The 25,807-nt window shown below is 43.2% G+C and carries 23 protein-coding genes and 1 riboswitch; of the genes, 19 read left to right on the top strand and 4 right to left on the bottom strand.

What is annotated here, in order from left to right; genetic code table 11:
- The 4 genes from ASN18_RS11365 to ASN18_RS11380 all read right to left on the bottom strand — a co-directional run.
- Positions 1-2,336: NACHT domain-containing protein (locus ASN18_RS11365; protein WP_157072951.1), on the bottom strand; the 2,336-nt coding region annotated here is incomplete at its 3' end.
- The gene (locus ASN18_RS11370; RefSeq protein ID WP_236861695.1) at positions 2,311-3,819 is read right to left on the bottom strand and encodes a KAP family P-loop NTPase fold protein; all 1,509 of its coding nucleotides are present in this window, start codon (positions 3,817-3,819) and stop codon (positions 2,311-2,313) included. The genes ASN18_RS11365 and ASN18_RS11370, both read right to left, overlap by 26 nt.
- A 14-nt stretch (positions 3,820-3,833) precedes the next feature.
- Positions 3,834-4,211: a CCDC90 family protein gene (locus tag ASN18_RS11375; protein WP_085052868.1), complete on the bottom strand. Its 378-nt coding sequence runs from the start codon at positions 4,209-4,211 to the stop codon at positions 3,834-3,836.
- A 75-nt stretch (positions 4,212-4,286) separates the two neighbouring features.
- Positions 4,287-4,478 carry a type II toxin-antitoxin system HicB family antitoxin gene (locus ASN18_RS11380; protein ID WP_085052887.1) on the bottom strand — a complete coding sequence of 64 codons (192 nt, stop codon included), beginning with the start codon at positions 4,476-4,478 and terminating at the stop codon, positions 4,287-4,289.
- A 91-nt stretch (positions 4,479-4,569) separates the two neighbouring features.
- Positions 4,570-4,698: riboswitch (TPP riboswitch) on the top strand.
- Between the two features lie 56 nt (positions 4,699-4,754).
- Here ASN18_RS11380 and thiS point away from each other — a divergent pair.
- The 19 genes from thiS (at position 4,755) to ASN18_RS11475 (ending at position 25,717) form a co-directional block, all read left to right on the top strand.
- The gene (thiS, locus tag ASN18_RS11385) at positions 4,755-4,955 is read left to right on the top strand and encodes a sulfur carrier protein ThiS (RefSeq protein WP_085052869.1); all 201 of its coding nucleotides are present in this window, start codon (positions 4,755-4,757) and stop codon (positions 4,953-4,955) included.
- 33 nt (positions 4,956-4,988) lie between these two features.
- The gene (locus ASN18_RS11390; RefSeq protein ID WP_085052870.1) at positions 4,989-5,771 is read left to right on the top strand and encodes a thiazole synthase; all 783 of its coding nucleotides are present in this window, start codon (positions 4,989-4,991) and stop codon (positions 5,769-5,771) included.
- 18 nt (positions 5,772-5,789) lie between these two features.
- Entirely contained in the window at positions 5,790-6,428 is a 639-nt protein-coding gene (gene thiE, locus ASN18_RS11395; protein ID WP_085052871.1) for a thiamine phosphate synthase, read from the top strand.
- Positions 6,425-7,708 (top strand): phosphomethylpyrimidine synthase ThiC, encoded by a 1,284-nt coding sequence (thiC, locus tag ASN18_RS11400; protein ID WP_085052872.1) that lies wholly within the window; start codon positions 6,425-6,427, stop codon positions 7,706-7,708. The genes thiE and thiC overlap by 4 nt, the downstream gene beginning before the upstream one ends.
- A gap of 28 nt (positions 7,709-7,736) precedes the next feature.
- Complete coding sequence (gene thiD, locus ASN18_RS11405; protein WP_236861696.1) at positions 7,737-8,483, top strand: bifunctional hydroxymethylpyrimidine kinase/phosphomethylpyrimidine kinase; 747 nt, start codon at positions 7,737-7,739, stop codon at positions 8,481-8,483.
- Positions 8,476-9,852: a DNA repair protein RadA gene (gene radA / locus ASN18_RS11410; protein ID WP_157072952.1), complete on the top strand. Its 1,377-nt coding sequence runs from the start codon at positions 8,476-8,478 to the stop codon at positions 9,850-9,852. Before thiD ends, radA begins: the two co-directional genes overlap by 8 nt.
- The gene (locus tag ASN18_RS11415) at positions 9,821-10,585 is read left to right on the top strand and encodes a hypothetical protein (RefSeq protein WP_157072953.1); all 765 of its coding nucleotides are present in this window, start codon (positions 9,821-9,823) and stop codon (positions 10,583-10,585) included. The genes radA and ASN18_RS11415 overlap by 32 nt, the downstream gene beginning before the upstream one ends.
- Positions 10,586-10,672: 87 nt before the next feature.
- On the top strand, positions 10,673-12,421 hold the full coding sequence (gene pilB, locus ASN18_RS11420; RefSeq protein ID WP_085052875.1) for a type IV-A pilus assembly ATPase PilB: 1,749 nt from the start codon (positions 10,673-10,675) through the stop codon (positions 12,419-12,421).
- A gap of 25 nt (positions 12,422-12,446) precedes the next feature.
- On the top strand, positions 12,447-12,917 hold the full coding sequence (locus tag ASN18_RS11425; protein WP_085052876.1) for a Crp/Fnr family transcriptional regulator: 471 nt from the start codon (positions 12,447-12,449) through the stop codon (positions 12,915-12,917).
- A gap of 18 nt (positions 12,918-12,935) precedes the next feature.
- The gene (locus tag ASN18_RS11430) at positions 12,936-16,082 is read left to right on the top strand and encodes a hypothetical protein (RefSeq protein WP_085052877.1); all 3,147 of its coding nucleotides are present in this window, start codon (positions 12,936-12,938) and stop codon (positions 16,080-16,082) included.
- Positions 16,075-16,572 (top strand): DUF488 domain-containing protein, encoded by a 498-nt coding sequence (locus tag ASN18_RS11435; protein WP_085052878.1) that lies wholly within the window; start codon positions 16,075-16,077, stop codon positions 16,570-16,572. The genes ASN18_RS11430 and ASN18_RS11435 overlap by 8 nt, the downstream gene beginning before the upstream one ends.
- Positions 16,573-16,576: 4 nt before the next feature.
- Positions 16,577-17,017, top strand: coding sequence for a DUF488 domain-containing protein (locus tag ASN18_RS11440; RefSeq protein ID WP_085052879.1), 441 nt, complete (start codon positions 16,577-16,579; stop codon positions 17,015-17,017).
- Positions 16,995-17,756 carry a dual OB domain-containing protein gene (locus tag ASN18_RS11445; RefSeq protein ID WP_085052880.1) on the top strand — a complete coding sequence of 254 codons (762 nt, stop codon included), beginning with the start codon at positions 16,995-16,997 and terminating at the stop codon, positions 17,754-17,756. The genes ASN18_RS11440 and ASN18_RS11445 overlap by 23 nt, the downstream gene beginning before the upstream one ends.
- A gap of 124 nt (positions 17,757-17,880) precedes the next feature.
- Positions 17,881-20,028: a sodium-translocating pyrophosphatase gene (locus ASN18_RS11450; RefSeq protein ID WP_085052881.1), complete on the top strand. Its 2,148-nt coding sequence runs from the start codon at positions 17,881-17,883 to the stop codon at positions 20,026-20,028.
- 324 nt (positions 20,029-20,352) lie between these two features.
- Positions 20,353-21,810, top strand: a complete 1,458-nt coding sequence (locus tag ASN18_RS11455; RefSeq protein ID WP_236861697.1) for an ArnT family glycosyltransferase — start codon at positions 20,353-20,355, stop codon at positions 21,808-21,810.
- Positions 21,811-22,064: 254 nt separating this feature from the next.
- Entirely contained in the window at positions 22,065-24,221 is a 2,157-nt protein-coding gene (locus ASN18_RS11460) for a hypothetical protein (protein WP_085052883.1), read from the top strand.
- A 14-nt stretch (positions 24,222-24,235) separates the two neighbouring features.
- Positions 24,236-24,847, top strand: coding sequence for a hypothetical protein (locus tag ASN18_RS11465; RefSeq protein ID WP_085052884.1), 612 nt, complete (start codon positions 24,236-24,238; stop codon positions 24,845-24,847).
- Positions 24,844-25,293, top strand: a complete 450-nt coding sequence (locus ASN18_RS11470; RefSeq protein WP_085052885.1) for a hypothetical protein — start codon at positions 24,844-24,846, stop codon at positions 25,291-25,293. Before ASN18_RS11465 ends, ASN18_RS11470 begins: the two co-directional genes overlap by 4 nt.
- 7 nt (positions 25,294-25,300) lie before the next feature.
- A complete protein-coding gene (locus ASN18_RS11475; protein WP_085052886.1) occupies positions 25,301-25,717 on the top strand; it encodes a hypothetical protein in 417 nt (138 codons plus the stop codon).
- The last annotated feature ends 90 nt before the right edge of the window (positions 25,718-25,807 follow it).

Below are 25,807 nucleotides of genomic sequence, written 5' to 3' on the forward strand. Positions count from 1 at the left end.
GCCATATCCATAGCCCTAGCCATATCCATAGCCCTAGCCATATCCATAGCCCTAGCCATATCCATAGCCCTAGCCATATCCATAGCCCTAAATACACTAATAAAAATTTTTTTCAACATACTCATATCATTCGTATTATTCAAATATAACAAACAACTATGTGAATACATAAATAATTTATAAAATGGTTTGATGATGTCATAACTAATATTGTTACTTAAATAATATATAAATGAGCCAGTACCCAAATATAATTCATTTAATTTAATAGCAGAATACATTTTATGAGAAAGAATGTCCTCACATTCTTTGTTAAATAGAATATATTTATCAATTATAAATGCTATTCTAAGATTTCTCTTGTCCGCTGGCAAAAGGGATGCATTATCCCTATTAAAAAATCCTTCTCTGAACTCGTGCCAGAAAAATCCAACTAATAATATATTTTCTAATAGATTGATTTGTTCTAATGAGGTATCTTCAATATTACAACACAAAAGCTCCACATTATTACATTTGTCATCAACTATCATATCTGAACTATCGTAAAACAAATCATCATTATGCAAAATCTTATCAGATAGCTTTTTCATATAATCTACGATACACTTACGTATTTCATCCATCTTATCTGACTTAATTGCGTCAGCCAAATATTTATAAAGCCCCTTTACCTTTTCCCTCGTAACCCAGACATAAACGAGGGTCTTCAACCACTTTATTACATCATTCTTTGAAATCTTATGCTCCATGCCGGTAAACAGGTCTATTAGAAATTTATGGTGTGACAGTTCATCTTTTTCTATTAGTTTTTGAAGTATTTTAGACTGGCGTTTTTCAATACGAACCTTATCCATTCCGAAAAAAAGCAGGGCAACCTCATGCCAGCCAACCTGTTTTAACCGGTCAAAAATTTCTCTCTTGAGATAATTATTATCGTCATCCTGCTTGTTATTATAAATCCTCGCGGCTGTTAAATATTCCTGAAAAGTAAGATGGCTGAATTGATAGTAGCCATTCTTAGGTTCTATTATCAAACCCGATCTTTTTAAAAAATATTTGATTATCTCATCGAGATCAGTTATTTTAACCGTATTAAACCAGCCTTCATTTAAAATATCTCTGAAATAACTCTCAAGCGTATCTCTGCTTATTTGTATGTGCATCTGCTTGTTATCAGATAATTTAGAATAATTTAACTCACTTTCGGCCTTAGTGTGAATTTTATAGGCTAACTCTTCCATTATTCCAATCTTGTCGTCAAAGCTCCAGTATTTTGGTTTATCGTCCCTTTTTTCTCCTATATTTTTTAACACATCCAAATAATGAATATATGCTTCAACAATTTTTTTATAGGCAGCCAACCTTGTTTGCGGCAGTTCACCTTCGTTACCAGTCACATAGGCAAGCATGGCAAGAAATATCGGCCTGCGCTTTAGCTCCTCAAGCCCGTAGCCTTTCAGTGCAGTGATAAAACCTTGCGATTTCATCTTAACCTTCAACTTATCCTCGCCATATTGAACACCAAACCAGTTGTAAGCATACTGCTCAATTTGATTTTGATTGAACGGCAGCAGGTACATCTTCTTGAAATACCGGTCATATTCACCCTCACTTAAATACCCATAGGGCCTGCCGGTGATGATTATATTCAGCGGGGTCATCGCGTCCTTAAATTCAGACTTTGCCTCAATCCATTTATTTATCCACTTAATCATATTCAGGTTTTGCTCTTCCCCTATTTCATCGATTCCATCGAAAATAACAATCGCCCACCCCTTTTCAATATAAAAATCAAGAAACTCCCTTGTGATTGACATATTAAGACGCTCTGACATATCTTTAATCCATAAATTCCACAAGTCATCCCAGCTATTGATTTTTGAAAAATCTAATTCTCGTAAAATAAACGGAACAACAACCCTCCTTCCCAATACGGAGGCAGTCTCGTTTAATATCGTCTGAGAAAGTGCAGCAGCAAGAAATTGTGTCATCGTGGATTTCCCTGAACCAGGAGCGCCAGATATAGCCAAAAAACGTATCCGACAAAGCGCATCTACAATATACAGCCCCTTAACATTATCGACTTCACTTGAGGCAGGGTCAACATCTTTCTCATCTATGCGCAGTGGAACATATATGTGCTTCAACAGGGTGGGCGTATCCTCAGGGTCATTCATAACCCCTACCATATCAGCCTTCCTGTACAAAGCATCCAAACGTGCCCTATAAGCAATATATGCGCTGCTGAACTCCAAGCCCACAAAGTTGGAGTCTACAGGATATGACCATCTCTCGCCAATATCTTTCTTATAAGTATTTTCTAATATCGCCATATGTTTCGCTCTTTAGTATAGAATCGAAACTTGTTTGGAATGCACGCCTAAAGTTTTCATAGCTCTTATGTCTTCCTTGCATCTCATACACTTCAGTTAAAAATTTATTTTCGGCGTTTTCGTCATTTTTTAAGAATTCCCTTTCTATCGTTTTTTCATCGTAAATAGTTTTACTATAATCCTGCAAATGGCTTCTCATCTCTAAATAAAAGAAATACTGATTGTGATTAGCAATAGCATCTCTATTATTAAGCTCAAAGACCTTCATTAAATCTTTCAGTAACTCATTGTCGCTCTCTAACACCGAATAAACCGGTTCATGAAAGACCTTTAAATATGTTATTAGAGCCAGTTTCTGTAAATCATCTGGAATACTTTCTGTGTTTTCATGCTTGAAATTATAACTGTGAAACCGGAACGCAGTCAGAAACGCCTTTATCCTTCGAGGATTGGGATCGATTATCTTACAGATGACGCTGCTCAAGCCCTTGGCGTCACCTTCCAGGTTGAAACCATATTCAACTAACTTTTTCTTTACGAATTCTACAAATATCTCTTCCGCAGGCTGCTTGATATATATAGTAGACTGGAATAGCTTCTCAAGATATGAGCGCGTCTCCTTGTCAGAGAGCTGGATAGTCTTAGAAATTGCCTTCTCGACATGATGCCTGTCGTATCCAAAGACGAAGACACATCGTTTAGTAGAAAGATACTGTTTGATTTCTCTAAGCAGTTTCGATATTGTCGCCTCTTCACACCTGTCAAGGTCATCAATAAATATTACAAGTTTTGCACTATCATCTATTTTTGATATAATGGCTTCATTTTCTACAATGCAATCTTTTGATAATAATTGTTCGACAGCATTTTGAAAAATCAGCTTAAACCTTTGATTTCTTGTGCTATATTCATAATTCTCATGTTCATATTTTTCACCATGCGCCTGAACCGTACTGCCAATGTTCTTGGGCAGCGACGGTGAAGGCAGCCTTGTAAATTTTGTGAAAATAGAAAATATTCCGTCAAGCATATCAAGTCCGGCGCGAATAGCTACGGAGCCTAACTTCTTAGTTTCTGCCAATGCCTTTGACATAGGACTAAAATACTTCCTTATCTCTTTAAGTAATTCGATGATAGGTTCGTCATGATTTTCATGCTCCCACGGGTTAAACCATATCGAGTGAATATGTGTAATTTTCGCATCATTTTTATATTTTTCTCTGACTTTTCCAAAATTAGCCTCTTCTTCCTCGTCTATTAAAGGCCTGTTCTGGAAGGCAAACCAGTCTTCCGGGACTTTTCCACCGAGGCTCGCCATCAAATACTTCATCATGCTGGTCTTGCCGCTTCCCCATCGGCCAGATATTCCTATGACAAATGGCGTTTCACAGTTGACTATCATATCCCTGGTTTTCTCGGCCTGCTCTGAATAACCAAGATCAGCAATTGCTACTGTGTACTCATCGTTAAAATAATTATTCATATTTTGCATGGCAGCTATTTACCAAAAATACCAAACAGACGTATAAATGCAGCGACAATTCCGGACTGTGCCACAAGCATTGCGGCCACCCATTTAATGGTATCCGACCTGGTTTTTTCAATCTCTGCCCTGGTTTTCTCAATCTCCTGCTTCACAGATTCTATTTTAAGTTCAAGGTCAGACTTGCTTGACTCTATTTTAAGTTCAAGCTCAGACTTGCTTGATTCTATTTTACGCTCAAGTCTGGCTTCTAAAAGACCAAGGTCTGCTTTAGTGGCTGCTTCTTTCTTTACCTGCTCTTTGACCTCTTCTATTGTATTGACGAGGGTCTTCGCGCCTGCCTCGCCTAATGTGTCTTTGAGGACATTGTATAGCTCTATTGTTCCTGTCATAATTCTATTATACCAAATTGAGTCATAAATAAAAAACTTGCTTATTCTGCGCAGTTCTCATAAGCTCCTTTCGCTTCATACAGCAATTTCTTTTACCTTAAAATCGCTTGGTATGTCCTCTAAGACCATCAGACGATACGCGTCTTTTATGTTTTCTTCCAGCTCATCAAGCGTTTCCCCTTGTGTCATAATATCGGGATATTCTAACAGCTTGCCTAACCAAAACTTCTCCCCCTTCCAGTAAATCATTGTCATCTTGTGTGTCATATCATCTCCGGTCATGATTTATTATACCAGACTCCCCACAAATAAAACACATATTGACTATTATCACGCGTTCTTATATAATCATATTATATTAATACCCTGGGGGAGGCTGTTGCTAATCTCGTTTATGGCAGCGGCAGTCTGAGATTCCTGTTGAACAGGTGACCCCTTGAACCTGAAACGGGTAATTCCGGCGGAGGGAACGGGCTGATTCCATTTTCCCCCGCATTCCATATACCGGGAATCCCGTTTTCGATAAAATAAGAGGGTTATTCTATGAAAATACGGCTTAACGGCGACGACTATGACACAAAGGCAGCCTCTACCATATCTGAGCTGCTTACCGCGCTTGATATTAATCCCATGCGCGTAGCAGTAGAGCTTAATATGCTCATCGTTAAGAAGGCACAATACGACACCACCCCCATCAAAGACGGTGACAGCGTGGAGATTGTCAACTTCGTCGGCGGCGGGTAACGGTTATATCACAATAGGAGGATAGTTTAATTTATGGAAGAGACCAACGACAAACTGATAATTGCCGGTGTTGAGTTTAAATCCAGATTGTGGGTCGGCACGGGCAAATACAAGGATTTTGAAGAGACTAAAAAGGCAATTGAGGCGTCAGGTTCGGATATGGTTACAGTAGCAGTGCGGCGCGTAAATATCTTTGACAGGAAATCACCCAATCTGCTTGATTACATTGACCCGAAGGTGTATAAAATCCTACCCAACACGGCAGGATGCTATAACGTAGAGGACGCGCTTCGCTATGCGCGGCTTGGGCGCGAGGCGGGTATCTCTGATTTCGTCAAGCTGGAGGTCATCGGCGACGATAAGACATTATTCCCGGATGTGTGCGGACTCCTGAAGGCTACAGAGATCCTGGCAAAGGAGGGATTTATAGTCCTGCCATACTCAAGCGACGACCCAATTGTTGCCCAAAGGCTCGTCGATGCCGGGGCTGCTGCCGTCATGCCGCTGGGTGCGCCGATTGGCTCTGGGCTTGGTATCAGAAACCCATACAATATAAAGATCATCCTTGAAACAGTTAAGGGTGTACCAATCATAGTGGATGCCGGAGTGGGAACGGCCTCAGACGCCGCAATTGCAATGGAACTTGGCTGTGATGCCGTATTAATCAATACTGGGATTGCCGGTGCAGCGCAGCCCATCATGATGGCAGCCGCCATGAAACACGCCGTCATCGCCGGAAGGTTTGCTTTTAAGGCAGGGAGAATTCAACGCAAGCTCTACGCCGCGGCAAGCAGCCCATTTGACGGGATGCTCTAAGCCGATGGTGAAAATATAATGGCAAACATCGATTTCCAGTTAATGCTTATCACAGACACCGCAGCCACCACAGCCGCCACAGCTACGGCGCGTCCCATCACAGAGGCCGTCGAAGAGGCGCTCAAGGCTGGTGTTAAGGCCGTGCAGATTCGTGAAAAGGCGATGTCAACGCAGGAGTTGACAGCGCTGGCAATGGAGCTGCGCCAGATTACAAAACACTTCGGAGCGCTCCTGTTTATCAACGACAGGGTGGACGTAGCCCTCTGTGCAGAGGCAGACGGTGTGCAGCTCACTGGGACAAGCATCCCCATTGACGCCGTCAGAAGGCTTGCCGGAGATAAACTTCTTATTGGCAAATCCACTCACAGCCTCGACGAGGCGTTTGACGCGCGAAAAAAAGGGGCAGACTACATCCTGCTTGGCCCTATCTATGAAACCCCGTCAAAGGCAAAATACGGCGAACCAATCGGGCCAGAGGTTATACTAAAGGTCAAACACAGGGTAAAACTGCCCGTGTTTGCCGTTGGCGGCATTAAGCCGCACAACGTGAAGGAGGTTATGGAGTTTGGGGCGGACGGCATTGCCGTCATTTCCGGGATACTGTCTTCGGACAATATCGCTGACGTAACAGAAAAATACCTGGAGCTGCTAAGATGACAAGAATAGAAGCTGCCCGTAAGGGCATTGTTACGGACGAGGTAAAAGAGGTAGCGGCTGCCGAGTGTCTGGCGCCTGAGACAGTCTCCGCAGACCTCGCAAATGGTTACAGCGTAATCACAAAAAATACAAAACATGAGATTTCACCGCTTGGGATAGGCCGTGGGATGCGTACAAAGATTAATGCCAATATCGGCACATCTAAAGACCGCATCTCAGTCGATGAGGAGCTGGAGAAACTCTCCCTGCTGGTTAAGTACGGCTCAGACGCCGTGATGGATTTATCCACCGGCGGCCCGATTAAGGAACTTCGCAGGACTTTGACCTCACATTCTAAGGTTTCAATCGGCACGGTGCCAATATATGAGGCCGCTGTACGGGCTGTTGAAAGCCACGGCTCTGTCCTTAAGATGACCGTAGATGAGCTGTTTGAGACTATTGAGTCACACGCCGAGGAAGGCGTCGATTTTGTCACCGTACACTGCGGCCTGACGCTTGGCGCCGTAAACCATCTCAAGGCGCAAGGCCGTATTCTCGATATAGTCAGCCGCGGCGGTTCGCTCCTGCTTGAGTGGATGATAGTTAATAACAGGGAAAACCCCCTGTTTGAGCAATATGACAGGCTGCTTGAGATATGCAGGAAATATGACATGACACTAAGCCTCGGGGATGGCATGAGGCCGGGCTGCCTTGCCGACGCCACAGACAGGGCACAGGTAGAGGAGTTGATAATTCTGGGCAAGCTCCAGAAGACCGCCCTTGAGGCCGGTATTCAGGCAATAATAGAAGGCCCGGGTCATGTGCCGCTTCCACAGGTAGAGATGAACATAAAACTTCAGAAATCGCTGTGTAACGGCGCACCGTTTTATGTGCTTGGCCCCCTGGTAACGGACTGCGGCATGGGCTATGACCACATTACAGCAGCCATTGGCGGGGCTATTGCAGGGGCTGCAGGGGCAGATTTCCTGTGTTATGTTACGCCGTCTGAACACGTGAGGCTTCCAAACGTTGATGATGTCGTTGAGGGTGTTATCGCCTCAAAGATAGCCGCCCATGCTGCCGACATTGCAAAGGGGATACCTTCAGCAGTCGAGAGAGACAAGAAAATGGCCCGCTATAGGAAGGCACTCGACTGGGAAGGCCAGATTTCTATGTCCTTTAATCCTGAGAAGGTCAGGGCGATGCGCGCCCACCTGCCACCGGCAACGAAAGAGGTTTGCAGCATGTGCTCTGATTTCTGCGCGATTAAGACAGTAGAGCGCGCCCTGCACGGGAAATAGGGAGTTGCAGAGGCCATCCGCTTTAACTGTGGCAGGGCTGGACCCCTCTGGCGGGGCGGGCATTGCTGCGGATTTAAAGGTGTTTTATTCGCTTGGCGTACATGGCATGGCTGTGGCATCTTCCATAACGACTCAGAATACACTGCATGTCGAAGGGGTTTTTAATGTCGATGGTCATATATTTGAAAGGCAGTTAGCAGTGTTACTTGATGACATAATCCCTGATGCCATCAAGACAGGCGTCCTGTGTAACGCCGAACTTGTCGGCATTTTAACTGGTGTGATGAAAAAGCATAAATTAAAAAATCTGGTCATTGACCCCGTCGCTGTATCATCATCGGGGAAAGAGATGCTTGACATGGAAGCAGTCACTGTTATTAAAAAAGACCTGCTGCCATTGACAAAGGTATTTACACCAAATATTGCCGAGGCCGCGCTCTTTAGCGGCAGACCGGTAAACACAGAGGCAGATATTTTGGAGGCCGCAAGATGCCTTCATGCAATGGGCGCTGAGGTAGTGGTAATAACCGGAGGACATCTGACACACTCTGCTGCTGATACATACTATGACGGCGCTGATTTCATAAAAATAGAGACTCCCCTATATGCTGGCAGCTATCACGGAACGGGCTGCGTGTTTTCAGCGGCAATAGCGGCAAATCTTGCACTTGGGCATACTTGCCTTTCTTCTGTCCAAAAGGCCAAAATAACTGTTGAGGCCGCCATCAAAGGCAGCTATCATATTGGCAAAGGAATGGGGATTCTCTGTGTATAAAGTGAAAACAGTCTTCGAGTGCCAGTCCTGCGGGGCATCCTCGCCAAAGTGGCTTGGCAAGTGCCCGGACTGCGGGGCATGGAACAGTTTTGTTGAGGAAAAACAAGAGCGGGTTAAGGCGATTAAAAAAGATACCAGTTCAGCCCCCCAGTCTTTGGCCTCGGTAACTCTGGAAAACGAAGACCGCCTCAGCACCGGCATCGAGGAACTCAACCGTGTACTGGGCGGGGGGATTGTCTCCGGGTCGCTTATACTGATTGGTGGTGACCCCGGCATCGGCAAATCCACACTCGTCCTTCAGATGCTCTCAAGCCTGTTTGCGGAAAATCCAGAGTTAAAAAACCCTGCCCTCTACGTCTCAGGCGAGGAATCCCTAAAACAGATAAAACTCCGGGCAAACCGGCTGAATATATCAGGCCAGCAGCCAATACATGTCCTTTCCGAGACGTGTATGGAAAACATCTTTGACCACGTAAAGCGCATGAAACCATCGGTTATAGTTATCGATTCGATTCAGACGGTGTTTACGCAGGAGATTCCATCTGCACCCGGGTCTGTCGGGCAGGTCAGGGAATGCGCCCTGAAGCTGATGCTCTTTGCAAAGGGCACTGACACCCCAATATTTCTGGTTGGGCATGTGACAAAAGAAGGCGCCATTGCCGGCCCCAGAGTGCTTGAACATATAGTCGATACGGTGCTGTATTTTGAGGGCGACAGGGGGCACGCCTACAGGATTCTACGGGCAGTAAAGAACCGTTTCGGCTCAACCAATGAAATAGGGGTCTTCGAGATGAGAGACGGCGGACTGGCAGAGATAACAAACCCATCTGAGCTGTTTTTATCTGAAAGACCGCAAAATGTCTCCGGCACGACAGTAGTAGCAACGGTAGAGGGGACGCGCCCAATAATGGTAGAGCTTCAGGCCCTTGTCTCCCAGTCAACGTTTGGCGTCCCACGGCGCACTACAATCGGCGTCGATGTCAACCGTGTGAATCTGCTGATAGCAGTGCTTGAGAAAACGGGTGGATTACACATGGGGGGGATGGATACATTTCTCAACGTAGTCGGGGGATTAAGGATAACTGAACCGGCCTTCGACCTTGGGATTGTAACAACAATAGCGTCGTCGTTTCGGGAGCTGCCCATTCGTGAGCATGTGTTTGTGTTTGGAGAGGTGGGGCTTTCCGGTGAACTTCGTGGGGTGTCTCACGCAGAGGCAAGAATCAAAGAAGGGGCAAAGATAGGTTTTCGGGAGGCTATACTGCCTGAGTCCAATCTTGGCAGACTTAATGCCAATATTAAACCAGAAATTAAACTCATAGGGGTAAAGGACATCAGTGAGGCCATTAAAGCGGCTCTTGATATTTAGTATCTGTATCTTTGTGATTTCCTGTACTATAAAGGTATCCCTTATAAGGGAGGAAATCCCAGATAACGATACACTGACATTAACCATGTTCATGGACAGGTTAAGCCGAATTGCGGTGATTAAGGGGACGGCCTCTGTGGATATAAAAATGTCCAGGGGGAGCCTCTCAGGAGACGCCTCAATCAGGATAACTCCAGATGGGTTTGACGTAAAGATATATGCTATGGGCTTTCAGGTTGGTGAGCTTAAGATGCGCGGTGAGATAGTTCAAAGCAGCCCTCAGCTGAAGGAGGAAGAGGAGCTTGCGGTAGTAAGATGTCTGAAAGAGGGGGTCTTCTGGTGGAATGTAACAGATATTAAGGTTACAAACGCTGACAGCGTACTCTACCTAAAAAGACCAGGGCAAATCATAGTCCTTGATAGCAACACCCTAAAACCCATAGAGCAGGCAATAGCGCTACCCAGGGGTGAGAGCTTGCACATCACATATAAGGAAGTGAAGAAAATCAATGGGCTGTGGTTCCCCATGAAGCTCGAGGCATCGTCAGAAAGATATAGTATCACTATAGAGTTTGAAAAAGTGGAGTTAACGCTGGACACACGCGAGGAGTTGAAAAGATCACCTGAAAAACCATTCCTAACGAATGAACCATGGTTTGACGAACCTGGAGATGATACCATGGATGATGATATGATGGACGAAGAGGAGACAGTCTTGGGCTGGGCAATATAACCCTCTAAAGGTTTTTTTCAGATTGCACAAATCAGCAGTAATGTGACATAATGACATCGTGATAGATATATCAGGGGAAAACAGACAATGGCAGCGTTAACACTGCTTGGACAGCAGTTAGTCAAAGCGACGCTTGTGACCGAAAAACAAGTGGAAGAGGGCCTTGCTGTTCAAAAGACAGACAATGTAAGGCTTGGTACGGCCTTAGTAAAGCTGGGATATATTAAAGAACCGGTACTTATGGAGTTTTTGAGCAAGCAGTACAACGTACCGCTCATAGACCTCTCCAAGTATCAGGTCGATACAACCCTCATGAAGATATATCCATATGAAAAGGCAAAAAAGAATATGATGATACCGGTCTCAAAAGACGGGTCGTCTCTAAAGGTAGCCATCGCTGACCCATCTAACAGGCCGGCTGTTGAAGAGATACAGTTTATAACAAAGATGAAAATTACTCTGTATGTCACCACAGAGGCATCAATATTAAAGGCAATCGACGAATTTTATCCAAAGGGAGACAAACAAAAGGTTGCACTTGACGGCGTTTCTCCAGCCTCGAAGGTCTCATTAGGCATGGACGAAATCAATAAACTAATTGGCAAGGCTCAAAAAAACGTAACCATTGTCGAGGACAAAGAGGAACGAGTCTCTCTAAAAGACGCCGAGGCAGCCCCTATAATAACGCTTGTCAACGGCATACTGATTAACGCAGTAGGCGACAAGGCAAGCGATATTCATATTGAACCGACAGAAAAAGAGGTTATACTGCGTTACAGAATGGACGGCGTGCTGAAACAGATTATGCCGCTGCCGGGCTCTATCAAAAACGCCCTCACATCGAGGATAAAAATCATGGCACGGCTTGACATAGCCGAACGCCGCATCCCCCAGGACGGCAGGATAAAACTCAAATATGACGCGGGCGGCGAGATAGACTTTCGTGTCTCTACGCTGCCAACCCTGTTTGGCGAGAAAATAGTTATGAGGCTCCTTGATAAGTCCAACCTGCAGCTTGACCTGACAAAGCTGGGCTTTCTCCAGGGGCAGTTGGATGATTTTGTCGAGGCGCTGAACAAGCCCTACGGAATGCTGCTGGTTACCGGCCCGACGGGAAGCGGTAAGACGACCACGCTCTATAGCGGCCTGCAAGCCGTAAACAAACCAGACGTAAATATTATGACCGCAGAAGACCCTGTGGAGTTTAACCTCGCTGGCATTAACCAGGTTCAGATAAAACAGGAGGTAGGGCTGACGTTTGCCACCGCGCTGAGGGCATTTCTGCGCCAGGACCCCGACATAATCATGGTTGGTGAGATAAGAGACCATGAAACGGCTGAAATAGCAGTCAAGGCCGCCCTGACCGGTCATATGGTATTGAGTACCCTGCACACGAACGATGCGCCAAGCACGATAACAAGGCTTATGAACATGGGGATTGAACCATTTTTGGTATCATCGTCTGTAATCCTGGTTTTGGCACAGAGGCTTGCCAGAAAGATATGCGAAAAATGTAAGGCTGAAATTAAGGTATCAGAAAAAATTCTAACACAGGTAGGAGTTTTTCAGGAAGATTTACCCAATTTTAAAACCCACTCAGGGGCAGGCTGTGACGCCTGTAACCAAACCGGCTACAAGGGAAGAATTGCCCTATATGAAGTAATGCCTGTGAAAAATGAACTAAAAGAGCTTATTCTCAGCGGGGCAACCGTGGTTGAGCTGAAAAATGAGGCAGTTAGATTAGGGATGCTGACACTCAGGCAAAGTGGCTTAGTCAAGGTGAACGAGGGTGTAACAACAGTGGACGAAGTACTAAGATGCACGTTCGGCGATTAAACAATTAAGGGTGGGGGAGCTATCTATGTCAACGATGGTCAAAATATTAGAGATATTGAGCGACGAAGACATTCAGTGGCTTTTGTCTATGGGCATGGAAGAACAACTTGAGCCTGAGGCAGTGTTAATAAGGGAGGGAGAGTTTACAGAGGCGGTCTATATTGTCCTTGAGGGGCTTTTAGGGGTATTTGTATCGGCAGGCGGCTATAAGCAAGTGGCGGCCATAGGGGCCGGTGAGATTATTGGTGAGATGTCCTACCTGGAGAACGAGCCCACTTCAGCCACAGTAATTGCTGTTGAGCCGTCAATAGTACTCTCTATTTCAAAGGATGCCATTGACGACAGGATTAGTGCAGACCCAACATTCGGCAACCGCCTCTACAGAGGCATAGGCGTGGCAATATCGCAGCGCTTGCGAAGGACGATGGGACGCATAGAGTTTATGCTCATGCAGCTTGAAATTGCAAAAAAATATCCAGCTGAATCCCCCGATTAAAATATGAAAGATAATAATATGAAAACAGAACAAAACACAGCTATCCGGAGGTTTGACGGCGCAGCAACCGCAGTAACGGTAGTGCGCACGGCGCCGATGTACAGCGAAAAGCAGAAGAATTTTACAGAGTTAATCCCCCACCCTCTTATACCACGGGTATCCATTATGTGGGCATTTCTTGAGAGCTACCTAAAGAAGACAGCCGATGTCTTTAGAATCTACCTTGAGACACATACCATACTTGAGCAGCGCATAGCAGACCTGAAAGACTCCTTCAAGCTGCAATCCGAGGGGAAAACCGTCGATGCAGAACTCGTAGGCTCTTATCATATCGTTGTCAACTACCTCGTGCGCTACACGCTCTTAGACAACGCACTGACGCAGCAGCAGCGCGAGGAGCTGTTTTTCAACTTGCAAAAGGTCAGGGCACAGCTCGCAAACGCCTACGGCACAACCCCTGCCGTCATAGCCGTTGACAAAATAGACAGATATGTCGTTGACCTCATGTTCATGTTAGCTGAAAGCGTGACAAAGGCGATATCCGATATGTCAGAGAAATCATGGATGGAGTGTAACACCGTGCTTGTAGCGGTATTAAATGTCTATCGCAACAGGCTCAACAGGCTGCTTGAGGGCTTTCATGTCTTTATAAATTCTGCCGAACTTGGTGGCGCCACAACACCGTCCTTCCATGCCCACGCCATGTCACAAAGAAAAAATACCGGAATAGCATGTCTGCCAGATGAAGACGACAATGATAGTACACTGCTGACAAAGAAACACTTCGAGCGCTTAGGTCAGAGGCCACTTGATGGCCAATATATCAGAGAAATGCTTGAGGAGACAGCCGTAGAGAATTTTATCACTGCTGTTGTGGCATCAAGCAGCATCCAAGTTGAAGATACTCAATCTGACATTGTCAGCTTTAAAAAGGCAATAGGCAGTATCGCCGCAAAATTTAACAACGGTTCGCCATACAGCTTCACAGAGTTTCTAAAAGACTTCGAGACTGAAGAGATATTGCCGCAGATTCAAAAACACGAATCTCTGTTCGAGGACAACCCCAACCCAAAGATTCTCTCACCAAGGAAGCGGGTATCGGCATTCTGCCGTATGATGAAGACAATAAAGGCCGTGCGAAGGTACTGGGACAGATACTCTGACAAGGTGCTTATTTCGCCGGTTTCTGAAATATTTGCATCGGCAATAATGAGAAAGATAAAAAACAGGGGAATAGAAGAAAAACTAAAGGCCGTTATCAATAGCACTGTACCTGAAGGGATGACAATAGAATTTGAGCTTACAGATTATTTCAGTTTTGCGGAGAGCGAACATATAGTCCCGGCCTTTACGTTTATCGCGGAGCCGGACGTGTGGTCACTCTACGGCAGACCGGTGCTGGAGGTGGCAGAGGAGAGCCTGAACACACACTGGGAGAAGGTTTACTACATCAGCGAGGCCTATATAAGAACCATCGGAGACAAGGGCGCCGAGGCAGAGATGCTGCAAAAACTCGATGACCTGATTGGTGTATCTGTTATATTACAGGAAATGGCAAGGGCCAATATACCGTTTGAACGCACACCAAACAGCCTGCTCTACGCCGGTGGAGACTGGGGGAAAAAAGACCTGGCAGAGGCAACGCAGAACTACCTGGAGTACTTTGCAAGATGTTTTATGTTTGCTAGAAAGAAGAAAATTCTGCTGCTTCCCGGCCTGTGTCCGCGTGCAACGATAATCGAACTGAAAGAAATCGGCGGAACACTAAAGCAGTTAACACAGGTGACGCCAATCTGCCTGTACATGCCGGTGATGGAATTGGGGCAGTTCGAGAGACGCTTCGGACCATTTATCTTACTAAGAGAGGCAAATGCAAGGTTTGAGCTGATAGGCGATGGCCAAAACAAATTCGTCATCCAGAAGACCGGCGGTGAGTGCCGCACAAAGGGAAGACCGGTGTTTCACAGGGATAAACGGGAGCATCTCTACAGCCGCCCTCGAATAGACGAAGAACCGCTTGTTGAGGCAATAAGCGAGATGATAAAGCAGTATGTATTTACAAAGGAAAACCGCGGCAACACAGTTGCACTCTATTTCCACTACTACATGCGCGACTACATAATCAGAGAATATGGAAATGAGCCGGATGTGTCATGGAAAAAGGCTGCCGAAATCCTGTATAGCTGCTCAGAGGAGATTTATAGCTTCGACAGGCAAGTCAACATAGACCGGGCACTACAGGAGGCATTTGCAAGAAGTAATCACGCCAACATGGAAATGACAAGGGCCTACAAACTCATAACTATTATTAAGGAAGCCAGAGAAGACGCGATAAAAAAAATGAACTCAGTCGATCAAAGGAGCAGCAAGCTAAAGAGACAAATAGAGGAAGGCGACTTTATGGCCACCTATGAGCTTATCATGAGTACCATCGGCAAGTGTAAGGACGACCTGCGCTTCATCCCAATGGTTCAGACCCTTGATCTGCCGGACAACCTTCAGACCCTGGAACATATTCTTTACATATTCACTATACGGCTCTTTGAACGAAAAGATGTGACTGCAGTTGGATTGACAAAAGTGCAGAGAAATGACCTCATCAGAGACAACCTCAATACCATATCGTTTTTTAAGCTGGCATGGATAATCGTAGAGGAGGCATTTAAAAAGGTAAAAGAGAATCTGAGCATCACCTGCTGCCCTAATGAAGACCCTATAAGTCACTTCAACGATATAAAGAACTCGGAATATCTGATGGTAGAACTTATATCAAGGATAATCTATAAGTACATCAGCGAATCGCCCAAGCGCCGTCAGGACTACTACTCAGCCATTAAATACTACTATGAAGACCACCCGTTTTTTGTTGGGCTGCTATGGCACACCGCAGATGAGCTTAGGCGCAAGAGCTTCCAAACAGAGGAACACTGGAAGGCGCTTGGGGCAAAACCCAAAGAAGGACATGTCGGGCTGATAGAGAAATGTATCATCCCAGCAGGGAAAATCAGCCAATGCGTTGTAAACTGCGAAAAATACGGCGACACTATGAACGAAGTAATCTCCATCATTGAGAGAAACCTCAACACAGAGAGAAACTTGAGCGCTCCCGCTGCGCCGCTGATAGCTAAAACCCCATCTCTACCATCCTGTGCAAGCCATGCCTGAATTAACAATTCACACAATAGGCCATTCGGACCTCTCAACAAATGACTTTATCAAACTCCTGCTCTCAGCCGGAATCGATACGCTTGTTGACGTTAGAAGCAGTCCATACAGCCGCTATGCCCCACAGTTTAACAAAGAAAACCTCGTACACTCACTTCAGAAAACACCAGTTGCATATCTATACATGGGCAGTCAATTAGGGGGGTTCCCGAAAGACGCACCTATCTATAGGGGAAAACACCCCGATTATGACCTGCTTCGGAAGCAGGCATTCTACTTAGATGGCATCACAAGGCTTATCGAGACTGCAGCAACCTGCAAACTTACCGTCATGTGTTCAGAGGAAGACCCCTGTCAGTGTCATCGAAGACTATTAATCGGCTTTGACTTGCATGAGCGTGGCGTGAAGGTAATTCACATACACCACGACGGCAAAACAAATGAAGACAACTTTAAAGATATGGCAACCGTCCAGTTATCGCTATTTTAACACGATGAAACTGTTCACTATAGGTTTTTCAAAGAAGACTGCCGAGTGTTTTTTCACTATTGTCCGGGCTAACTCCATAAAACAGTTAGTCGATATAAGGGAAAACAATACGTCTCAGCTTTCGGGATTTACAAAGAAAGCTGACCTGAAGTTTTTCCTGAGAGAACTCCTCGACGCTTCATACGTACATATCCCCGAACTTGCGCCTGATAAGGTCATTCGAAAAAACTATAAGGCTACAAAAGACTGGGACCAATACACCAAGTCCTACATACAACTAATAGACTCCCGCGGCATAATTAACCGGTTAAAGGAGGACAGCCCATTTATCGAACCATTTGTCCTCCTGTGTTCAGAGCCAAAGCCAGACAAATGCCACAGAGCCCTTGCCGCCGGACTTTTAACCGCACACCTGTTCACAGATGGAGAAATCATACACCTATAAACGCACCACAGTGCATGTATTGATTACCGACCTCACATACATGAAAAACGGTATGTGCATAGCGGGAGTCAATCTTGATAATTTTAAAAATATCAGGCCAGTACTGTTCTCTGGTCATATCCAAATGCCGTTCATAGAGAAAAACAACATCTTCCCATGCGCCATTTGCACATTCGAAGGGATGCCGAAGATTAACGCCAGTCCACCACACACAGAGGATTTTTCTGTCAATGACAATGTAGTATTCAGGCGGTTCATTTCACAAAGTGAATGGTTTGATATACTTCGACACTGTTCATCGAAGTCTCTACCGGAAAGGTTGAATAGCTCAATCAGGGAAGACAAGTGGATAACTCCAGGGACAGATGTCCCTTCCCTTTCACTAATAGAACCAGAAGGCAGACCAGCAATCAGTTCAATTACAAATGGCACCAGCCCCGACATAAGGGCGTCATTTATTTCTGGCGGCAGAGAGTTCTGTCTAAAGGTAAACGACAAGCAGCTCACTGATTATCTAAGTAACCGATTAAGACTGCCCCCGATTAACTCGATTGCCGAAAAACAGTTTATCAGCGAAATAAACGATGAACTCTTCTCTAAAGATACATACAACTACGTAAGGATTGGCCTGACGCGGCCTTATCAGGAGAGATGCTGGCTTCAGATAAATGGTATGTACAGCGGACGCTCAGATGTGATGATTAGAAAATTAACCCCTGAAAAAAATCCCACGCTGTAAAAATATATTGACTTGGCAAGTTGACAAATACAAGGTTGCGTATATATAATTTCGGTTGCGGCTTAGGTATGTCAAAGGTCATACATAGTATGGCAACTATAAATTTGGAGAAGGAGATGTATTTATGGAAAACCTATTGCTGACTCTGATAATAGGGATCAGTGTTGTTGGGCTTGTTGCTGCTTTGATGCTTGCCAAATGGGTTATGTCAAAGAGCGACGGCACGGAGCCGATGCGCGCGATATCGGATGCGATTAAAGAGGGTGCTAATGCCTTCCTGAAAAGACAGTACAAGACAATAGTTATTCTGGCATCGATGGTTGCAGCTGCCCTGTTCATCGGATATGGCATGATACGCGAGCATCAAAGTTTTGATCCTGTGGAGTCAAGAGTGGCCCTGGCCATGTGGATAACGCTTTCTTTTGTGTTTGGGGCGGTGTGTTCTCTCTTTGCAGGTTATATCGGCATGTGGGTCAGCATTAGAAGTAATATAAGAACTGCAGCCGCTGCGGTAAACAGTGTAAACGATGCGCTGCGTATAGCGCTTCGCGGTGGGGCGGTCTCGGGGCTGATGGTTGTCTCGATGAGCCTTTTAGGGGTAGCCGGGCTTTACATTCTGGTCAAGTTTTTTACTGGAGTCGAGGCCACAAAGATTCCATTTATGATAGTAGGATATGGGTTTGGGGCATCATTTGTAGCCCTGTTCGCGCAGCTTGGCGGTGGTATCTACACTAAGGCGGCAGATGTCGGCGCTGACCTCGTAGGTAAAGTCGAGGCTGGAATTCCGGAAGACGACCCACGCAACCCCGCCGTTATAGCTGACCTGGTTGGTGATAATGTCGGCGACTGCGCCGGACGTGGAGCTGACATATTTGAGTCAGCCGCGGCTGAGAATATTGGGGCTATGATACTTGCCGGAGTTATGGCAAAGACTGTGCCGGGTGCAGACCCAGTATGGATAATAGGCGTTATGTTGTTCCCGCTTCTGGCGAGGGCATTTGGCATAATAGCATCTATCATCGGGGTTCTGACGGTCAAGATAGCGGATGGCGAAGACCCAATGCACGGATTAAACAAGGGATATTTTATAACCGTGTTTTTTACCATTATCGGGTTGTTTGTTGCAAGCAAGTGGCTGTTTTACCACCAATCGGCGCCACATGCGTGGCTCTACTTGTTTTTTGCGGGTGTTGTAGGCGTCTTAACAAGTATCGCCTTTATTTATATCACCGAGTACTATACGGAGTATAAATACAGGCCGGTCAGGTCAATAGCCAACGCATCTCAAACAGGGCCGGCAACTAACATCATCACTGGTATTGCAATGGGTTTGGAGTGTACTGCCCCTTCGGCGATAGTTATATCGATATCCATATTAGCGGCGTATTATCTGGGTCAGGCATCAGGATTCCCCAATGCCGGTATATTTGGTACGGCAGTTGCGACAATGGGAATGCTTGGGCCAGCCGCATACATATTGGCAATGGACACCTTCGGCCCTATCTCGGACAACGCTGGCGGTATTATTGAAATGACCGAGCAGTCCAAAGAAGTAAGAGAAAGAACAGACAGACTGGATGCAGCAGGCAATACCACAAAGGCGTTGACAAAAGGATACGCAATTGCCTCAGCAGCGCTGGCCTCGTTCCTGCTGTTCAGGGCATATCTTGACGAAGTAGAAAACTATGGTCATCCTATTAAAAGCGTTGACCTTGCAGAGCCGGTTGTGTTTGTCGGGGCGCTGCTTGGCGCCGCGCTGGTGTTTATATTTTCGGCATTGGCGATTATGGCAGTTGGAAGGGCAGCCTATTACGTTATATGGGATGTTAGGGATCAATTTAAGGAAAAACCTGGTATACTTGCCGGTACAGAAAAGCCTGACTATGGTCGTTGTGTTGACATAGTAACAAAAGGGGCGCTTAAGGAAATGGTAGTGCCTGGCCTGGTGGCAGTACTGACCCCAATAGTTGTTGGAGTGTTATTTAAGCAGTTAGGAGCAGGGGCTGAGGCCGTAGCCTCTATGCTGATGGTTGGTACGATAGCCGGAATACTCATGGCCACGTTCTTAAACAATGGCGGCGGCGCATGGGATAACGCGAAAAAATACATAGAAACTGGACAGTTAGGCGGCAAGGGATCAGACACTCACAAGGCTGCCGTAGTTGGTGACACAGTAGGCGATCCATTTAAAGATACAGCTGGCCCGTCACTGCACGTGTTGATAAAGCTGCTGTCAACAGTAACACTGGTTCTAGCTCCACTATTCATCTAAATGCGATATGTGACCATACCCCTTTATTTTGGGGTATGGTCATTTTTATTTCAACACCGTTGTTTGCCACTATCGCCCTACCCTTACCACCTTTAATCTTTTCAATATCTACAGGGGGTTAAAACATGGCTTGTCTAAAAATGGTGATATTGTGTAATATTATCGTGGTACCGCATGAGACATAAGGTAACTGAGGCTTAACGCTCATTGGAAATGATTGGCTTGAACAGTTCAACAGAAGCAATTAATCAGAATCGTGACCATATTCACCGCCTGGCAGACATCTTTTTAGGTGTTTTTGTTGCTTACGTCGGCTGGCGATGTATGAACTATTACTCTGGAATACTCTGGGCAAGTGATTCCGCAATTTTTGTGAACATCGCGCATCACATGATAAATGGGAAGCTGCTTTACCGTGAACTGTGGGAAGATAAACAGCCCATGGTCTTTGTCGTCAACTATCTTGCCCTGAAATTTGGTGATGGAACATTTAACTCAGTAAGGCTGGTGGAGCGGTATTTTGCCGTTGCAGCCGCACTGGTCTTTTTTATTTCCGCGTTGAGGACTTTTGCATCTTCGTGGTTGGCAGCCATATTTACCGTTACTTTTTTACTGATCTTTTATGATTACAGGACAGGCGGTATCTTTGACATGGGGAACCTGACAGAGGAGTATGGTTCAGTGTTCATGATTATCGGGGTACTTTTTGTTTTAGAGGCAGTGCGTCAGGATAACTTATACTATGTCTTAGTATCTGGTATATTTTTTTCTTTTTCTGTGTTTACAAAAGAGCCGTTTTTTCTTTCTGCCCTGCCGTGGATGATTTATTTATTTATAATGAAGGTGGAAACTACCAGCCGTTTGCAAGCTAATTGGAAAAACATGATGTATTTTGCTGCTGGCGCTGCAATTCCGTTGATTATTGCATTGACTTATTTTATCAGCACAGGGATTTTTCGGGACTGGCTTGACGTATTTGACCATAACGTGGTGATGGCACGTGAGCGTCAAGCGGCGGTTCCTCTTTCTCAAATGATTAACAAGCGTTATAATGCCTTTTTATCACTTATCTTGTATGTTAAGACCGTTAATATATTTTTCACGCTTGGTGTTTTAAGCATATTTCAAAGATCATTTCTCAGGACAAACAATTATATTCCAGTGGTGTTAGTGTCATGGTTTACGATGAGCTTTATTGCTACAAACATACAGGGTTCATATGGTCACTATTATATTATGATGGTGCCTGCTTTCATTATGACGGCGTTGTGTGGTGCAGCATTTCTCGTGTATAATCTAAGACGCATAGCCGGACAAATATCTGCCGTTGTTGTGGTGGTAGTCCTTTTTAGTGTATCGCTGCTCACAATGGATTATACTGTGATCAGTGGTTCATTCAGTAAGCTTAAGTACACAACGTCAAAAGTTGCAGTAGATGCGGTTTCGGAATACATAAAGGAACACACTAAAGACAGCGATACAATATGGGTACCGTCATATAATAAATATATTTATTTACAGTCGGGCAGGCTTTCACCTACGAAATACCTTTTTCTGCTTGGAGATACATTTCTTCCGACAAAAATCGCCTCTACAGAGCAAAAGATGCGCTCTTTAAGGGATAATTTAACGAGTAAACCACCAAAGTTTATTTTCTTAGAGTCTCTCACCCAACTAACATGGCTGCAGCCCGTTGGAATTCCCGAATGGTTTTACAATAACTACATATTGGACAGCACTTGGTATGATGGAGACCTATATATAAATGTTAATTCGCTGTAGCCACAGCCAAACATAATGCAAAGTGGAGTATTAATACAGCCGTAGTCATTCCACTAATGAGCTTCTGTCCATTTATATATAATGGAATCCGATTCCATATAAATGGGTGCAGATTCATATTTTCTATGTTACCCTAAAAATTATTATTTCGTATAATCAAGCACTTACAAACAATATATTATGGCACGGAAATTGCACTTATTAATGTTGACATACTATTGTTTTTGAAAATATATTCTGGAGGTCATATAACGATGATAGATAAAATAAAACGACTATTTGAAACGAAGAAAGTCTATTTGGTGTTGATAATAGCTTTGATAGCCGTAGCGTTAGCTGGTATAGCAGTAATAATGAGACAAACAAATGAAGATATCGTATACGCATGGCAGGACGATTCTGGTCAACAATATGTTACAACTCAGACAAGAGATAGTTTAGCACCAGAAAATATATACCCAGGTCATGCCGAAGTAAGACTTATAAAAGTTGATGGGACAGCATCTCCCCTTAAAACAAAAACTGGATATATAACAGTTACTTATAAGCTGGTAAATCCACCGGTTGCGGTTTATCAACTCGCAGAAAACAGCGGGCACCGTACTATATATTTAATAGGTGAAACACACCTTGGAAAAAGCCAAAAAGCAGTGGCAAAAATAATCACAGATATCATTAATACTTACGAAATAGATGCAATATTTCTTGAACAGCCGGAATCGCTTAACTATGACTGGTCAAAATATAAGTCTCTCGAAGGGCAGCCAGACAATGCCATTTATGCCTTACAGGAGCAAATGCTTATTGATGCAGAAAAACCAATGCAGCTTGACTTCGGTAAATATCAAAAATATTATGACGATGCAAAGCCCAAAACAAAAGAAGAGCTTATAGCTGTTATGAAACAGATAGTGACTGAAAACGGAGAAGAAGGTTTATTGATAGTTAAAGCCGCTTTGGAGAATTTGACTAAAATAGATGAAACACACAAATACTATGAAGAAAGTAAATATATCTCTGCGGCAGATTATCTATACATTATGCTGAATCTCAAGGGAATTAAAATACCGTTTTATAATGTAGAGTCAGACAGTCTGAGAAGCGATTTTAAATCAACATTGAGTTCATCTCACGATACTACTGACAGAGACATACATATGGTCAATAAATCAAAAGGTATAATACAATCAAACAATTACCACAGGGTTATCCTTATCTGTGGAGCGCTTCATATTGATAATCTAAAGGAAATGTTTACTAAGTTAAACTATGATGTTAAGGTTGCATATAACTCCTTAGAAGATAAATTTAAAGTAGACGAGGCGGTGCTTGTAAATCCTGACTATGTAAATGAAATTGCAAAAAAAGGGCCCAGCGCTGGCTTTGCTCCTCAACCGGAGTCAATAGTGGAGAGTGTTCCGACAAAACAGATTATGGGATCTATCGATAAATATTTCGAAACAAACGGCAATTCGTTTTTTACACCCACAGAGAGAACCGGTCTAAAAGATAGTTTCCTGCAAGAATTTAAGGCAAAACAACTGAAAGGTGCTCAAGACTGGAAAATTGATGTAACTTTCGGAGGTAAAACACTTATTATATCAAAACATAGTGGAGAAGACAGCCTTAAAATAGAATCTACACCGCTCATTGATTTAAATAAATCGATAGCTCGTAATGCCAATAGTGACAGGCAACGGGAATATCTATGGAATAACAGGCAATATAACGAACTGATCGGTAAAACAAGTATGAATGGATTTACGTACGGGATCGTTGAAAATCAGTCTACAAATGATAAAAAACTAACTAATACACTATATAACGGTAAAAATGAACCGCAGAGCTACTTTAAAGTTACAGAGATAGTCGATGCCATGATTGAGAAAAACCCAACAAATCGTGTTATTTATTTAGCATTAGATGGTTACACTCCCAAACAAGTAAAGTCGTTTGAAAATACTGTAAATGTTCATCTTGAAAAACCAGAGAAAGCAGCTTATAAAGTCATTATCTTAGATAATCCTAAATCCCCTGATGTAAGGACATTTTTAGAAACTCCTGTTGAAATACAAAGTGCTAGTGAAGTAACTGAGGAGACCTCTGGCCGTTTTGATAAACTATTTAAATTCGTAATAACATTTCTTACTCCGAATAAGCAAGAAAAGATAATGAATGTTTATGCAAGGACAAAAGAGACTGCTCTGAAATTAATTCAAGATATAAAGTCAATGATAATACAACAGAATGCCAACGTATCGAAAATGACTATGGCTGAAAATGCAACATTGATGATGAGCAAACTGCTCTCAAATAAGGATATCGTAATCACCGTAGATGATTTGAAAAATCAATTCGGAGAGGTTCAGATAGTAAGAATATTTATGCTTGAAAAACAGAAGGCCATATAAAGGAAAGCAATAGAATGACAAAACCAAATCAATGTGTCATAGGATTCACGATTCCTCTTGACGAAAAAAGCTTTAATAAGCAAACTAGAAATCCTGATATTGAGTATGTAAATATTAATTTTCTAAAAAGATGGTGGCAGTATCATCAGTACATTGTACATGATTATGATACTGATATAAGAGATAATTTAAAACGTCTTAAAGTAAATATTTGTTACAATATGACATTTAATGAATATAAACATCTTTTTTTTTCCAATAACTATAAAGCAATTATACTCTTTGCACACAGTAGAATAAAGAGCAGCGTATATGGAATTGAGTTTTATGACGGTTTCGTAAATAATTCAGAGATTGTCGATATGTTGCCATATGATTATTCTGGTGTAATTGACTTATCTGCATGTAATTCTCAAACATTAGCAGAAGATTTAAAGGCAAAAAACCCAAAATATCTTATTGGTTCAAGATTTATTGACATTATACCAACTGCATGGATGACTTATTATCTTTTATTATTTAACTACTTAGATGAGAATGAGGCAGACTACTCTGAGGCATATGAAAAAGTATCCAGATTCCTTATAACAGGTAAAACAGATGTTTTAGAAAAGGAGAAGAAATGAATATATTTTTAAAGAGAGATTTATTTGAACAGTATCTAAAAGATGTCGATATGATGCCAATTGTAAAGTTAGGGGGAAGAGAGAGGAAAGTATTATCTGAAGATGAGTACAGTAATGCCAATAATAAACTCGCTAGACTTCTAAGGCGACCTAGTAATCACTGCAAATATACAGCATATTTTATATTTTGCTTGTTTGTGTTACTATGTACTGATATGTTTTTAATGTATTATCTTCCATCTTATGCAAGCGGTGATTCCATATTAACGTCAAATAAATATATAATACTCGGATTAATTACTCCGATTTGTTTTTTAATATTGACTTTATGGAGAGAAGTAACAATTTTTAATATTATTTTTTCAGTTCTAGCTAATACAGCACCTGATAAAGCAGTTCTTATAATCAGCGAAATAATCACACTATTATTATTTAAAAGGGATTAAGATAAGAATGTCAAAGAATAATAATGCAAACAGAAACATGTCTTTTATTGCAATTGATAAGTTTGGATTGGTGGGAGGTCTTCTTATAGCAATAGTTTTTTTGTTAATGGGTCAGATATATTATTTTTTAGTTTATACTATGAAAGTAGATAAGATGGAGGATAAAATAAAGGAAATGGATAATAAAATAAAGGAAGAGGTATGCAAAGATTTAAAGAAGGTATTAGGTCATGAAGAAGCATTTAAAAAAATACCAACAATTGAGGCTGCTGTTATTAAAATAGCTAAAACAAAACCTATAGAAAACAACACTCCAAAAAGAGCAAAAACATCTTTTTGGGATAATCAATCGCTGAAAGTAACTGAACATCAATCTGAAGCTGCAAGCAAAGTGGTGAAGCTTGAACTACATCTCAAACAGTAGTATTAATAAGTGTATAAGTAAGTAGACATAAAATTAAGCAAAATGTTAAGATAAAAGATGAGAGAATTAGACGGTAGGAAATTAGATCAT

Origin of the sequence: Candidatus Magnetominusculus xianensis, from assembly GCA_001541255.1 — a bacterium.
Classification (GTDB): Bacteria; Nitrospirota; Thermodesulfovibrionia; order Thermodesulfovibrionales; family Magnetobacteriaceae; genus Magnetominusculus; species Magnetominusculus xianensis.

Excerpts from the sequence above, each read along its gene's own strand:
- ASN18_RS11370 (WP_236861695.1), bottom strand. The coding sequence starts at position 3,819 with ATGAATAATTATTTTAACGATGAGTACACAGTAGCAATTGCTGATCTT.
- ASN18_RS11375 (WP_085052868.1), bottom strand. The coding sequence starts at position 4,211 with ATGACAGGAACAATAGAGCTATACAATGTCCTCAAAGACACATTAGGC.
- ASN18_RS11380 (WP_085052887.1), bottom strand. The coding sequence starts at position 4,478 with ATGACACACAAGATGACAATGATTTACTGGAAGGGGGAGAAGTTTTGG.
- thiS (WP_085052869.1), top strand. The coding sequence starts at position 4,755 with ATGAAAATACGGCTTAACGGCGACGACTATGACACAAAGGCAGCCTCT.
- ASN18_RS11390 (WP_085052870.1), top strand. The coding sequence starts at position 4,989 with ATGGAAGAGACCAACGACAAACTGATAATTGCCGGTGTTGAGTTTAAA.
- thiE (WP_085052871.1), top strand. The coding sequence starts at position 5,790 with ATGGCAAACATCGATTTCCAGTTAATGCTTATCACAGACACCGCAGCC.
- thiC (WP_085052872.1), top strand. The coding sequence starts at position 6,425 with ATGACAAGAATAGAAGCTGCCCGTAAGGGCATTGTTACGGACGAGGTA.
- pilB (WP_085052875.1), top strand. The coding sequence starts at position 10,673 with ATGGCAGCGTTAACACTGCTTGGACAGCAGTTAGTCAAAGCGACGCTT.
- ASN18_RS11425 (WP_085052876.1), top strand. The coding sequence starts at position 12,447 with ATGTCAACGATGGTCAAAATATTAGAGATATTGAGCGACGAAGACATT.
- ASN18_RS11430 (WP_085052877.1), top strand. The coding sequence starts at position 12,936 with ATGAAAACAGAACAAAACACAGCTATCCGGAGGTTTGACGGCGCAGCA.
- ASN18_RS11435 (WP_085052878.1), top strand. The coding sequence starts at position 16,075 with ATGCCTGAATTAACAATTCACACAATAGGCCATTCGGACCTCTCAACA.
- ASN18_RS11440 (WP_085052879.1), top strand. The coding sequence starts at position 16,577 with ATGAAACTGTTCACTATAGGTTTTTCAAAGAAGACTGCCGAGTGTTTT.
- ASN18_RS11445 (WP_085052880.1), top strand. The coding sequence starts at position 16,995 with ATGGAGAAATCATACACCTATAAACGCACCACAGTGCATGTATTGATT.
- ASN18_RS11450 (WP_085052881.1), top strand. The coding sequence starts at position 17,881 with ATGGAAAACCTATTGCTGACTCTGATAATAGGGATCAGTGTTGTTGGG.
- ASN18_RS11455 (WP_236861697.1), top strand. The coding sequence starts at position 20,353 with ATGAACTATTACTCTGGAATACTCTGGGCAAGTGATTCCGCAATTTTT.
- ASN18_RS11460 (WP_085052883.1), top strand. The coding sequence starts at position 22,065 with ATGATAGATAAAATAAAACGACTATTTGAAACGAAGAAAGTCTATTTG.
- ASN18_RS11465 (WP_085052884.1), top strand. The coding sequence starts at position 24,236 with ATGACAAAACCAAATCAATGTGTCATAGGATTCACGATTCCTCTTGAC.
- ASN18_RS11470 (WP_085052885.1), top strand. The coding sequence starts at position 24,844 with ATGAATATATTTTTAAAGAGAGATTTATTTGAACAGTATCTAAAAGAT.
- ASN18_RS11475 (WP_085052886.1), top strand. The coding sequence starts at position 25,301 with ATGTCAAAGAATAATAATGCAAACAGAAACATGTCTTTTATTGCAATT.